Genomic DNA, 13,097 nt, shown 5'->3' on the forward strand with positions numbered 1-13,097 from the left:
CCTTCTTTACTCTTTGGAGATGCCGATTTCACATGGCTCGCCGTCGATCTCCCACTTTTCCCAGTGCTGGGCGCTGTCCCGGCCGGTCTGGACCTGGGTGGCGAGTGTTTCGGATTTGATGTACTCGGTCATGCGGGAAACCGCGCCGGCAACTTTTTCCGACGACTCGAAGTAGATACGAATGCGATCCGTGACCGAAAGCCCGGCATCTTTTCGCATGTTCTGGACGCGGTTGACGAATTCGCGGGCCAGGCCTTCATTCACCAGTTCCGGTGTGAGCGTCGTGTCGAGAGCAACGGTGAGGCCCTCGGCCGATTCGACCAGCCAGCCTTCGATGCTTTGCGCAGAAACGCTGACGTCTTCGCGGCTGATCGTCACCTGCGAGCCGTTGACGTCAGTTGCGAACGTTCCGGTCTGATCGAGCTGCACGACTTCCGCCGACGTCATCTCTTTGATTCGTTTGGCAACGGCATTGACCTGCTTGCCGAATTTCGGTCCGATGATCTTGAAGTTTGCCGTTGCGGTCTTTCGAACGATCGGCGACGACTCGTCGATGAACTCGATTTTCTTGACGTTGATTTCCTCGAGGATTACATCGTTCATCTGTTCGATCAGCCGTCGCGTCTCGGCCGACGCAGGAATCGCGATGCGAGCCAGCGGCTGCCGGGTCTTCAGATTCGTCTTCGCCCGCATCGTGCGGACGAGGCCGACGACCTTTTGCGCTACATCCATCCGCTGTTCGAGTTCCGGTTTGATGAGTTCTTGATTCGAGCCGGCTATCGGAGCGATATGGACCGACTCGAACGATTCGCGTCCGGTTGCGGAGATCAGCGCCCTATAGATCTCGTCCGCCAGAAACGGCGCCAGCGGCGCGGTCATCTTCGTGATGGCGACGAGGCATTCAAAGAGTGTTTGATATGCGGCTGTCTTGTCCGGCCCGGATTCACCCTTCCAGAAACGGCGGCGATTGCGGCGCACGTACCAGTTCGAAAGCTGCTCGATGGTGAAATTGCTGACCAGGCGCGCGGCACGCGTGGGGTCGTAGTTGTCCATCGCGTCGATGAACTCGGCCGTGGTGGAGTTCAAGAGAGACAGAATCCACTGATCGATGTCCGGACGCTCCGACGCCGGAATGTCCGGCTCGGCATGCCTGAAGCCGTCGATGTTGGCGTAGAGCGTGAAAAACGCGTAAGTGTTCAGCAGTGTTCCGAAGAACTTCCGCTGCACTTCCGCGATGGAATCGATATCAAACAGTTTCGGCTTCCACGGCGGACTCGACGACATCAGGAACCAACGCACCGTATCCGCGCCGTACTGACCGATCACCTGGAAAGGATCGACCGTGTTTCCGCGCGTTTTCGACATCTTCTGGCCGTTCTTATCGAGCACCAGGTCATTCACGATAACGTTCTTGAAGCACGGCTGTTTGAAAAGCGCCGAGCTGATCGAGTGCAGCGTATAGAACCAGCCGCGGGTCTGATCGACGCCTTCGCAGATGAACGCGGCAGGGAAGGCGTGTTTGAAGACGTCCTGGTTCTCGAAGGGATAGTGCCATTGAGCAAACGGCATCGAGCCGGAGTCGAACCAGACGTCAGCCAGCTCCGGAATGCGGCGCATTTCACCGCCGCACGAGCACTTCAAAACGATGTCATCGACATACGGCTTGTGGAGATCGAGCGGTTCGGGCAGTTTTGCGCCTTCGCGCCGAAGTTCTTCCACGCTGCCGACGGACCGTCTGGCTTCGCATTGCTGGCAAATCCATATCGGCAGCGGCGTACCCCAGTAGCGATCGCGCGAGATCGCCCAGTCTTTATTTTCCTCGAGCCAGTTTCCGAACCGGCCTTCGCCGGTTTCCGGCGGATACCAATGGATCTGCTTGTTGTACGCGATCATGTCCTTCGCGTACGCCGTCGTCCGGATGTACCAGGATTTGCGTGCGTAATACAACAGCGGAGTGTCGCAGCGCCAGCAGTGGGGATAACTATGTGTGTAGGTTTCCTTCTTGAGCAGAAGGCCGCGTGATTTCAAGTCCGCGGTAATCTCCGGATCCGCTGCCTTGAAGAACTTGCCGGTGTACGGCGGCACGGCTTCGGTGAACTGGCCGCGGGCATCCAGCGCCTGGATCATCGGGAGATCGTTCTTGAGCGATGCCTGATAGTCGTCTTCGCCGTAGGCCGGAGCCATGTGGACGATACCCGAACCGTCGGTCGTCGTGACGAAGTTGCCGCCGATCACGTACCAGGCCCTTTTATCGACCGGAATGAAGCTGAACCAGCGCTCATATTCCGTGCCGACCAGGTCACGGCCGGGCATGGATTCGAGAATCTCAGTTCCTTCGGGCATCACCGAGAGGCGTTCTTTGGCGAGAATCAGGAATTCGTCTTTGTACGAAACCTTAACGTACTCGACATCGGGATTCACCGCGAGCGCGACATTGGAGATCAGCGTCCAGGGAGTTGTGGTCCAGACGAGGAAGTAGGTGTTTTCCTGTCCTTTGACTTTGGCCTTTATATAGACCGACGGATCCTGAACATCGCGATATCCAAGAGAGACCTCGTGCGAAGAGAGAGGCGTTCCGCAACGGGGGCAGTAAAGCTGAACCTTGAAGCCCTGGTAGATGAGTCCTTCCTTGAAATAGCGGTCGAGCGCCCACCACACGGACTCGATGTATTCGTTTTCGCACGTGATGTAGGGGTGCTCCATGTCGATCCAATACCCCATGCGCGAGGTGAGGTCTTCCCACATGTCCTTGTATTCGAAGACCGACTTGCGGCATTCCGCATTGAATTTTGCGACGCCGTACTGCTCGATTTCACCTTTGTGTTTGAGCCCGAGTTTCTTCTCGACTTCGATTTCGACCGGAAGGCCGTGAGTGTCCCAGCCGGCTTTGCGATGCACTTGAAAGCCGCGCATCGTCTGGTACCGGCAGACGAGGTCTTTGATAGTCCGGGCGAAAACATGATGGATGCCGGGTTTGCCGTTGGCCGTGGGCGGGCCCTCGTAAAAGGTGTAATCCGGCGCGTTCCGGCGGGCTTCGACGCTTTTTTCAAAGATTCGATGCTGTTTCCAGTAGGCGAGAATCTCCTTTTCGAGATCCGGCAGGTTCACTTTGTCGGATATCGTCTTGAACATCTAGCTAATGTAGCAGAAACGAGCCGCAGATGACGCGGATGGGCGCAGATCGGCGCTGAAATTTCATGCACCCATCTGCGTCATCCGCGTCATCTGCGGCTTAACGGCGTTTGTGGCCGTTGTCGGATGTTGCAGCGGCGGCAGCCGGAGCGGGAACCGTGGGAATGGAGAGTCCCATGATTTCGCGGAGGCCAAGTTCGACGCGCCCGCGATAGTCGGGGTTGTCTTTCAGGAATTGCCGAGCGTTTTCACGGCCCTGGCCGAGCCGTTCACCCTGGAAGGAGAACCAGGCGCCGCTTTTTTCGACGATGTTCTTGTCGACGGCGAGATCGAGCAGGTCGCCTTCGCGCGAGATGCCCTGGCCGTACATGATGTCGAATTCGGCTTCGCGGAAGGGCGGCGCGACCTTGTTCTTCACGATCTTGGCTTTCGTGCGGCTTCCGGTCACTTCATCGCCGTCCTTGATGGAAGCGATGCGCCTTACATCGACGCGGACGGATGAATAGAACTTCAGCGCCCGGCCGCCGGTGGTTGTTTCAGGATTGCCGAACATGACGCCGATCTTCTCGCGGATCTGGTTGATGAAGATCAGGCAGGTTTTGGATTTGGAGACGATACCGGTGAGTTTGCGCAGGGCCTGGGACATCAGTCGGGCCTGAAGGCCCATCTGCGCATCGCCCATTTCGCCTTCAAGTTCGGCGCGGGGAACCAGCGCCGCAACCGAGTCGACGACGACGATATCGATGGCTCCGCTGCGGATCAGGACTTCGCCGATTTCCAATGCCTGTTCACCGCTGTCGGGCTGGGAGACCAGCAGGTTTTCAACATCCACGCCGAGCTTGCGCGCGTAATTGGCATCCAGCGCATGTTCCGCATCGATGAATGCCGCGGCGCCGCCGAGCCGCTGAGCTTCGGCAATTGCATGAAGCGTGAGGGTGGTTTTACCGCTGGATTCCGGTCCGAAGACCTCGATCACGCGCCCGCGCGGGTAGCCGCCGACGCCGAGAGCCGCATCCAGTGAAAGCGACCCCGACGGAATTGCATCCAAAGCGGCGGTGCTGTCGATTCCACCGAGCCGCATGATGGACCCTTTTCCAAACTGTTTTTCGATTTGCGACACAGCCAGATCAAGAGCCCGACTTTTTTCAGTACGTTCTTCTGCCATAAGTTCCTTTCCAGGCATCAAGCAAAGGGATATTGAGTATTCGAAGTTTGAGGGTACAACTTCGAATACCCAATACAGGTCCCTCTGTTTAGAAGCCTGTTACTTTTCCCGTTTTTCGCTGCCCTGTTTCAGCAGGAGCAGTTCTTCACGGATGAGTGTGTTGAGTTGGTCAGGGCCGGTCGCATCCTCGGAAAAACTCCGCACGCGTTTCCGGTAGCGGGTTTCCTTCGGATTCAGGGCTTGCGCCGTTTTAAAACATTCCTGGGCTTTTCGGAGCCAGTTCATCTCGAGGCACAACAGTCCGAGCTGGTAATAAGCTTCACCGAACTGCGGATCCAGTTTTGTGGCCTTCCTGAGATGTTCGATGGCGCGTTTTTGCTGTCCCGCGCCGTAATACACGGCGCCCAGTAAAAAATGCACGGGCGCGCTGGGCTTCAGTTTCAGTGCAGTGGTCAGGTGTTTCAGGCCCTGCTCGTTGTCTCCAGTTTCAGCGAGCAGCGATCCCAGTGCCGCGTGCGCGGCCGAGGATTCCTTTTTCAAACCGATGGCATGTTCCAGCAAGCCCCGGGCCTCGCTCAGACTGCCTTTGCGATGTTGGATCAATCCCATCAGGAAAGTCGCTTCGAAGTGCTCGGGCCTGGCCGCGAGGATCTGCGTAACGCATTCCTTGGCGTTGGTGAATTCCTGCGCCTGGAAATAAATTTCCCCCAGGAGAAGCCGTAGTTCGAAGTTTCCGGGCTCATGGTCGAGCGCCGCCTTCAGAAAATGGATGCTTTCGGGGCCGCGGTCGGCCACCAGCAGGTCATAGGATTTTTCCATCCACAGCGCGAACTGTTTTTTATCGGAGCCGCGATACGCATCGAGGATGCGCTGGATGCGGTTTCCCAGCCGATCCACTTCTTCGGTTTCGAGAATCCGCGAGTCGATTCGCCGTCTCCATTCGGATTCAAGATTCTTGAGGTTGATGCCGGCGGACTCCAGCGAATCCGTCAGCGTCTCGATCATCGTGTGATCAATGAAATTGCTGGCCGCAACCCGTTCGACGGTTTCCATGATCGAATCGACACGCTTGGACAGCGTGTTGATCGTGTATTCCAGGGCACTGATCCGCTCGAGAACATGTTCATCCATGTACGGGATGGCGGAATCCAGCGAAACCGTCCCCGAAGGGACAAACAGCTTCGAGCCGCACTTCCAGCAGAAGTCACGGTCCAGCGAATTTCGCGTGGTGCAATTCTGACAATGGATCATAGCGATAGCTTCCTACTCCGACGGCCAAGGGAGGTCCAAAACGAGGACCTTATTGGAAGTTGCATCATTGGAAGTTTCTTCATTTCTAAATTTGAAATGCAGCAATCTCGAATGATCCAATTTCCAATAACTTTCAATATCTATAAAACCCCCGGCCTGTTTTTCTCCCAAGCTGACCGGCATCCACCATTTTGCGCAGCAGCGGGCAAGGACGGTATTTCGAATCGCCGAAGCCGGTATGAAGAACTTCCATAATGTTGAGGCAGACATCCAGGCCGATCAAATCGGCTAATGCCAGCGGCCCCATTGGGTGATTCATACCGAGCTTCATAACGGAATCGACTGCTTCCGCAGTGCTGACGCCCTCCATCACGCAATAAATGGCTTCATTGATCATCGGCATCAACACTCTATTCGACACGAACCCGGGGAAGTCGTTAACCTCCACGGGCGTTTTTCCCAGCGATTCCGCCAGTTGTCTGGTCGTTTGGTAAGTCTCGTCGGAAGTGGCGAGGCCTCGTACGATCTCCACCAGCGTCATTACCGGGACCGGATTCATAAAGTGCATGCCGATGATCTTATCGGGCCGTTTCGTCTTCGACGCGATCTTCGTGATCGAGATCGACGACGTATTCGAGGCCAGTATCACACCGGGACGGGCAATTCCATCCACGGATTCAAAGACTCTTGCCTTTATTCCCAGGTCCTCGCTGACGGCCTCGATGACGAAATCCGCCTCCGCCAGCGCCGAAGCCTTCGTCGAAGCGGCGATCCGCGCCAGCGCGGCTGTTTTATCCTCCTCGGAGATCTTCGACTTTGTCACTTCCCGGTCGAGGTTCTTTTCGATGGTTTGCAGGGACCGGTCGAGAAAGCGCTGTTCAACGTCGTGCAGGAGAACCTTGAAGCCGGATCGCGCCGCCACATGCGCGATGCCGTTCCCCATTGTACCGCCACCAATGATACCGACGGTCTGAATTGTGTTCATGGCTTACCGTTCCACCGCCAGCGCGACCGCGTTGCCGCCGCCAAGGCAAAGCGTGGCAATACCTCGTTTCGCATTACGGCGCGCCATCTCGTAGAGCAGCGTGACCAGGATTCGCGCGCCGCTGGCCCCGATCGGATGGCCCAGGGCGACGGCGCCGCCATTCACATTGACCTTTTCGGGGTTCAATTCAAGCTGCTCCATGACGGCGACGGCCTGAACGGAAAAGGCCTCATTGAGCTCGATCAGATCGACGTCAGCCAGATTCCAGCCGATCTTTGCGGTCAACTTCCGGACCGCTTCCACCGGAGCCATCATCACCAGCGCCGGCTCGATGCCGCTGACGGCCTGGCCCACGATGCGCGCCAGCGGTTTTTTGCCAAGAGCGGCAGCGCGTTCCGCGGAGGTCACGACGACGGCCGCCGCGGCGTCATTCACGCCGGGAGCATTCCCCGCGGTGACGGTTCCGTCTTTCTTGAATGCGGGCTTCAGCGCCCGCAGCGCTTCAATCGAAGCGTCGGCCCGGGGACTCTCATCCGTGTCGAAGACTACCGGATCTCCTTTCCGCTGCGGCAGCAGGACAGGAATGATCTCGTCCCGGAATCTGCCTGCGCGGATAGCGGCCACCGCCTTCCGATGGCTGTTGAGCGCGTACTGATCCTGGCGATCGCGGCTTACGTGATAGCGCTCTGCGACAATTTCGCCGGTGTTTCCCATGTGAAAGTTTTCGAAGGCGTCCCAGAGCCCGTCGTGAATCATCGAATCCACGATGGTGCTGTGCCCGAGCCGGTACCCTTCGCGCGCTCCAGGAAGCAGGTAGGGCGCATTCGTCATGCTTTCCATGCCGCCCGCGACAACGATTTCCGAATCACCTGTCTGGACACCTTGTGTGGCGAGGGCGACCGCCTTAAGCCCCGAGCCGCAGACCTTGTTGATCGTCATTGCGGCGACTTCCGGCGGCAGGCCGCCGCGCAGCGCCGCCTGCCGGGCGGGATTCTGGCCAAGGCCGGCAGAGACTACATTCCCCATGATGACTTCGTCGATCTGCTGCGGAGCAAGACCGGCCCGTTCAACCGCGGCTTTGACGACCAGCGCGCCCAGCTGAGGCGCAGTCATCGCCTTCAGGCCGCCCTGGAACTTTCCGATGGCTGTGCGCACGGCGCTGATAATGACAATGTCTCTCATCGGGATGTCTCCAGATTAAAAATAACATAAAGGGCGGGGCAGGGAATTAGCCACTGTAGGCGCTGCGGTCATAGACCGCGCCTACAGCGGGAAAAGAAAAAAGGGAACCCTTGGGTTCCCTTTTTCTTGTGCTTTTTTGTGGCTGATTTCTTATCGCAGATTGAAATTCACTTCGATGTTGAGAGCGACGTCGACTGCTACGCCGCCTTTCATTCCGGGCCGGAAGCGCCACTTTTTGAGGGCTTCGATCGCGTTTTCATCGAGTCCGAAACCGAGGCTTCGGACGACGCGGAGAATATCGACGGTGCCGTCCTTGCGAACGATCGCTTCGAGGACCACCGTGCCCTGGTAGCGCGCTTTGCGTGCTTCTTCGGAGTATTGCGGTTCGACGCGCGAGACAACGGACGGCGGGCTTACGCCACCACCGACTCGAAAGACGCCGCCGCCAACGCCGCCGCCTTCACCGGGACCGACGCCGGGGCCTTTTCCTTCGCCGACGCCGTGGCCCTGGCCCGTTCCGATACCACCGCCGGTTCCCGGACCCGCGGAAGGCGGACCGGCAACGCCGTTGGGATCGCCCAGGTTCAACAGGTTAATTTGCGGCAGATTGGCCAGTTGCGGAGCGACAATCGTCGGCTCCACGACGAGCTTCGGGTCGGGATTCTTCGGCGGCTCCGGATCGGGCGGAACAAACTGCTTATCCGCCGCGCGAGGCAGCTTGCCAAGTGAAGGAGGAGTCAATGTTTTGCGGCCGCCGCCACCGCCGCCGCCGGAATCCGGCTTCGGCGCGACAGGCAGAACCAGGTCCACCGGGTTGTAAACGACGACTGCCGTCTCATTCGCTTTCGGAAGTTTCGGGATCGAGGTGGCCCACGGAACCAATAACAGCGTGACCAGACTGACGTGCGCGAGAACCGACAGCAGCCGCGGCAAACTGCCCTTTGGCTTCGACCAGATTTCTTCGACTTCGACCATCTCGGCCGTCGTCTCGATGTGCCGGGGATGGAAATAGTCGTGAATCGCCTCCCGCGCGTCGCTGTATAACGACGTGAGCGGCGACGGCATGTCGACCAGGTTGTTCAGTGCGCTGGGGTCCCGTTGCGCCGTAATCTTGATCTGCGGCTTTGGATGATTCTTTTCGTTCCGAATCTCGGTGATCTGCTTCAGCAGCGAGCCAAACCAGGAGGGCGGCTCTGAGATGCTGGTTCCTGTCTTGAAAATGGTTTCAGCCCGCGGATCGTTGTTTTCGTTGGGATTCATGGCCCGTCTCTCTAAACCTCAATGGAAAAATGGCAGTGTGAGAATACCATATGGGTGGTTCTCTCGCCAGCCCGCCAGATATAATTAACGTTTATCCTCATGAGTAAGTTACGTAAATTTCAGGGGCGGCTGCCATATACGGTTCTCGTCGTTGCGATTCTTGTTCTGGACCGCTGGACCAAAGTACTGATTCGCCACCGGTTCGATCTGAACGAAACGATCTCGGTAATAGACGGATTCTTCAACATAACGTATGTCCGAAATACCGGAGTCGCCTTTGGAATTTTTTCCTCGATCAGTTCGCCGGCAAAATCCGTTTTGCTTTCAGTATTTACAGCTTGCGCTGCCGCCGTCGTGGTGACCTACAGCGTCCGAAGTCCGGCCCGCAACCGGCTGTTGCAGATTGCGTTAAGCCTCATCCTCGGCGGAGCCCTGGGCAATCTCTACGATCGATTGGCGTACGGCTACGTCGTGGACTTTCTCGAATTCTATGCCGGCAGCTATCATTGGCCCTCTTTCAATGTCGCCGACTCCGCCATCTCCACCGGGGTAGCGTTGCTGGCTTTGGAGATCATCCGAAGTGAAACTCCAAGCCGGCCTTGAAGACCGGGGGCTTCGCCTGGACGTCTTTCTCGCGCAGCGCCTGGAAAACCTGACCCGGTCCCAGATCCAACTGTTGAACCGGTCCGGCGCTGTCCGCATCGAAGGCCACGCGGACAAAGCCGGATATCGAATCCGCGGCGGCGAAACCATTGAAGTCGATCTTCAATCGATTGCGCCGTCGTCTCTCAAGCCTGAGCAAATCCCGCTCCAAATCTATTTTGAGGACTGCGACATGGCGGTCATCGAAAAGCCTGCAGGACTCGTGGTCCATCCCGGGTCCGGAACGAAGAGCGCAACTCTCGTTCACGGACTTCTTTTTCACTTCCAGCAGCTCTCCGACGCCGGCGGCGAGGCGCGCCCCGGCATCGTTCACCGGCTCGATAAAAAAACCTCGGGCCTCCTGATCGTGGCAAAAAACAACGCGGCCCACGTGCGCCTCAGCAAGGATTTTGAGGATCGAAAGATCCGCAAAACCTACCTGGCATTGGTTCACGGGAGACCGCGGCAACCGTCCGGCACGATCGAGCTGCCGGTGGGCAGGCATCCCCGTGTTCGCACCAGAATGACCGCCAATGCCGCCCGCGGCCGCTCCGCCTTCACCGAATACCGCGCGGTGGAAGAATTTCGTGGGTTTACCCTGCTGGAGGTGAACCTCAAAACAGGCCGGACCCATCAGATCCGAGTGCATCTGAGTGCCATCGGTCATCCCGTCGCGGGGGACGATGTGTATGGAGAGCGAAGCTATAAGGAGTTCACCCGTAAATACGGGCCTCTGGGCCGGTATTTCCTGCACGCGGCGGCATTGAGTCTGAATCATCCAATTACGGGTTTGCCCCTGGAATTCCGCTCGCCGCTGCCTGCGGAATTGCAGAAGTTGCGGGACAGCTTAGAATAATAGGATTGGCAGGCAGACGGGTGATCGCGAAGTTAATCACTTCGAGGAAAGTCCGAACTCCACAGGGCAGTGTGCCTCGTAGCGCGAGGGCCTGAAAGGGACGGAAAGTGCCACAGAAAACATACCGCCGGGTTTCCCGGTAAGGGTGAAAAGGTGCGGTAAGAGCGCACCAGCGGTCCGGAGACGGGCCGGCTTGGCAAACCCCACACGGAGCAAGGCCAAATAGGGAAACATTGCGGCGGCCCGCCGCCGTTTCCGGGTAGGCTGCTTGAGCCTCTGGGAAACCGGAGGCCTAGATGAATGATCGCCGCTCAGGCCGCAAGGCTTGAGTACAGAATTCGGCTTACAGTCTGCCTGCCATAAACCGCATCTGCGGCTCGAAAAGTGCATTTATCCTCCCGGAGGTTTCTCGATGGCAAGCTACGTGGTCACCGGCGGCGCGGGTTTTATCGGTTCCCATATCGTCGAGGAGCTTCTTCGGCGCAATGAACAGGTTAAGGTCATCGACAACTTTGCTACGGGCAAGCGTGAGAATGTCGAGCCATTCAAAAAAGCCGAGGTCATCGAAGCCGACCTTGCCGAAACAAAGAATCTTGCTCAGTTGCTCAAGGGCGTGGAGTTTGTGATTCACCAGGCCGCGATCCCCTCGGTCCCGAAATCGATTATCGATCCCGTCAAGTCGCATCAGGCCAACGTCAACGGTACTCTGCAATTGCTGGTCGCATGCCGCGAGGCTGGCGTAAAGCGCGTGGTCTACGCTTCTTCGTCATCGCTGTACGGCGACAGCCCGACGCTTCCGAAACATGAAGGCATGATGCCGAATCCGCTCTCGCCTTATGGCGCGCAGAAGTTGTTCGCTGAGACCTATTGTCAGGTATTCACGAAGGCGTATGGCCTGGAAACCGTCTCTCTGCGGTATTTTAACGTCTTCGGCCCGCGGCAGGATGCGACATCGCAATACAGCGGCGTTCTGGCGCTCTTCATTCCGGCTGTTCTTGAAAACCGCCGGCCGACGATCTACGGAGACGGCGAACAGTCACGTGATTTCACCTACGTCCGGAATGTTGTCGAAGCGAATCTGCTGGCTTGCACGGCGCCTGGAGTCGGAGGGCAGGTCTTCAACGTCGCTTGCGGTGACCGCATCACTGTGAATTCGATGCTCCGGCAGATCAACAAAATCACCGGCAAAGACATTTCGCCCATTTATGCCGGCACGCGCGCCGGCGACATCAAGCATTCACAGGCCGACATTACGCGGGCGAAGGAGCACCTCGGATATCAGCCGAAAGTGAGTTTCGAAGAAGGTCTCCGCCATACCATCGAGTGGTATCGCGAGAATCTTTCACGGCCTGTCAAGGCCTAACCCTTACCTCGATCGTTGAAGTGGCCGTCCCGCCTTTCCCGTCGGATGCGGTCGTGCGGATGGTGTAGGTGCCCGGCATCAGGCCCGCTGCACTGAATGTGACTTTATCTCCAGTGCCCGTGATCTGTCCCGCGGATGAAGACCAGGCGTAGGTCAGCGGATCGTTATCGGCATCGTAGCCGGTAGCAGTGATTGTTGCGGAACCGCCGGCCGCGATCTGGTCGGAAGACGTCTCCAGTGAGACGACCGGAAACCGGTTGTTGCCCGGCGGCCGGACAGGCTTGGTGAAGGACATCGAGAATGTGAAGCCGTCGATGCGCGAATTTCCGATGAAGGTCGAATCGGTTTTCGTGTTGGTACGGTAGCCGGCATTCAGCGTCACGCCGCCGCCCAGTATCAGATACCGCAGTCCGGCAGAGATGTCGCTCGAGTTCTGGGCCGAGCTTCCGGCGTTGGCCGAACCGCCGCCGACATAGCTCAGGGTGGAGTACTCGAAGATTCCCTGAAGCGCTCCGCCCGGCAGATGCAGTCCTTCCGCCGGCCAGGCCGCGCCGAGGCCGCTGCGCAGGCCGTTCTTCAGGCGGAGAGTAACACCTGTCGTGGGATTCTTGGCGTCGCCGTTGGAGGTGTAGCCGATGTTGGAATCCATGAGGAATTTGAGCGGCAACAACGAGGTAAAGATGACGTCGGCTCCCACGTCTCTGGCGCCGGTCCCGAGCCCGCTCCTCGCGTCGGCTGTGGGAAATTTGATGTAGCCTCTGAGGCTGACGCCGCCGATGTTATCGCTCCGGCGCTGCAGCCGGTACTTTCCGGTCAGGAACGTATCGCCAATACCCTTTGAAAAATGCTGGTTCACGAACGGGTACGCCGAACTGAACCCGGGTTCCGCAAGGCTGTGGGCGGTCAACTGGCTGTCTGTATTGAACGATCCGGTGACAGTCAGGTTTCCCAGCACTCCAACAGACAAAAACACCGGAAACGCGGTGACATTGAGGTTATGCGGCGCCCGGCCGACGTCGTTCCACCCGTATCCGAAGGAGAACTGACCTTGGTTTAATGTCTCGACGCTGGGAACGCTGAACAGCCCGCGGTCGCCGTCTTCCGTGGCCCCCTGTTTGGAGATCCGGGATTCGGTCGCAACTTTCTCGGCATCCTGAGCGTAAAGAGTCGTTGCAAGCGCAAACAGCAGAATTGAAAGCAACAGTCGTCTCATGTGCGCGCGGAATCTTAACACAGTCGGTTTGCTTTTGGCGACCGAAGG

10 protein-coding genes and 1 other RNA gene are annotated in these 13,097 nt (G+C 57.9%); 4 read left to right on the forward strand and 7 right to left on the reverse strand.

Annotated elements, in window-relative coordinates; all coding sequences use genetic code 11:
- Positions 1 to 6 precede the first annotated feature (6 nt).
- From ileS to VGK48_13270, 6 genes are all read right to left on the reverse strand, one after another.
- Positions 7 to 3,132: an isoleucine--tRNA ligase gene (gene ileS / locus VGK48_13245; protein HEY2382137.1), complete on the reverse strand. Its 3,126-nt coding sequence runs from the start codon at positions 3,130 to 3,132 to the stop codon at positions 7 to 9.
- Between the two features lie 100 nt (positions 3,133 to 3,232).
- Positions 3,233 to 4,297 (reverse strand): recombinase RecA, encoded by a 1,065-nt coding sequence (gene recA, locus VGK48_13250; protein ID HEY2382138.1) that lies wholly within the window; start codon positions 4,295 to 4,297, stop codon positions 3,233 to 3,235.
- A gap of 99 nt (positions 4,298 to 4,396) precedes the next feature.
- On the reverse strand, positions 4,397 to 5,548 hold the full coding sequence (locus VGK48_13255) for a tetratricopeptide repeat protein (protein ID HEY2382139.1): 1,152 nt from the start codon (positions 5,546 to 5,548) through the stop codon (positions 4,397 to 4,399).
- A 133-nt stretch (positions 5,549 to 5,681) separates the two neighbouring features.
- Positions 5,682 to 6,533, reverse strand: a complete 852-nt coding sequence (locus VGK48_13260; GenBank protein ID HEY2382140.1) for a 3-hydroxybutyryl-CoA dehydrogenase — start codon at positions 6,531 to 6,533, stop codon at positions 5,682 to 5,684.
- A 3-nt stretch (positions 6,534 to 6,536) separates the two neighbouring features.
- Positions 6,537 to 7,715: an acetyl-CoA C-acetyltransferase gene (locus VGK48_13265; protein ID HEY2382141.1), complete on the reverse strand. Its 1,179-nt coding sequence runs from the start codon at positions 7,713 to 7,715 to the stop codon at positions 6,537 to 6,539.
- A 150-nt stretch (positions 7,716 to 7,865) separates the two neighbouring features.
- Positions 7,866 to 8,975, reverse strand: a complete 1,110-nt coding sequence (locus tag VGK48_13270; GenBank protein HEY2382142.1) for an energy transducer TonB — start codon at positions 8,973 to 8,975, stop codon at positions 7,866 to 7,868.
- A 99-nt stretch (positions 8,976 to 9,074) separates the two neighbouring features.
- On the opposite strand from VGK48_13270, the gene lspA reads away from it, so the two are divergent.
- The 4 genes from lspA to VGK48_13290 all read left to right on the forward strand — a co-directional run bounded on the left by lspA (position 9,075) and on the right by VGK48_13290 (position 11,836).
- Positions 9,075 to 9,578 carry a signal peptidase II gene (gene lspA, locus VGK48_13275; GenBank protein HEY2382143.1) on the forward strand — a complete coding sequence of 168 codons (504 nt, stop codon included), beginning with the start codon at positions 9,075 to 9,077 and terminating at the stop codon, positions 9,576 to 9,578.
- Entirely contained in the window at positions 9,556 to 10,473 is a 918-nt protein-coding gene (locus tag VGK48_13280) for an RluA family pseudouridine synthase (GenBank protein ID HEY2382144.1), read from the forward strand. The genes lspA and VGK48_13280 overlap by 23 nt, the downstream gene beginning before the upstream one ends.
- 8 nt (positions 10,474 to 10,481) lie before the next feature.
- Positions 10,482 to 10,835: RNase P RNA component class A (gene rnpB / locus VGK48_13285), an RNA gene on the forward strand.
- Between the two features lie 50 nt (positions 10,836 to 10,885).
- Positions 10,886 to 11,836 carry an SDR family oxidoreductase gene (locus VGK48_13290; GenBank protein HEY2382145.1) on the forward strand — a complete coding sequence of 317 codons (951 nt, stop codon included), beginning with the start codon at positions 10,886 to 10,888 and terminating at the stop codon, positions 11,834 to 11,836.
- Here the strand turns inward: VGK48_13290 and VGK48_13295 are convergent.
- Positions 11,826 to 13,097 (reverse strand): hypothetical protein (locus VGK48_13295; protein HEY2382146.1); only part of this gene is annotated, 1,272 nt, incomplete at its 5' end. The two genes, VGK48_13290 and VGK48_13295, sit on opposite strands and share 11 nt — an antisense overlap.

This window comes from Terriglobia bacterium, assembly GCA_036496425.1.
GTDB lineage: Bacteria > Acidobacteriota > Terriglobia > 20CM-2-55-15 > 20CM-2-55-15 > 20CM-2-55-15.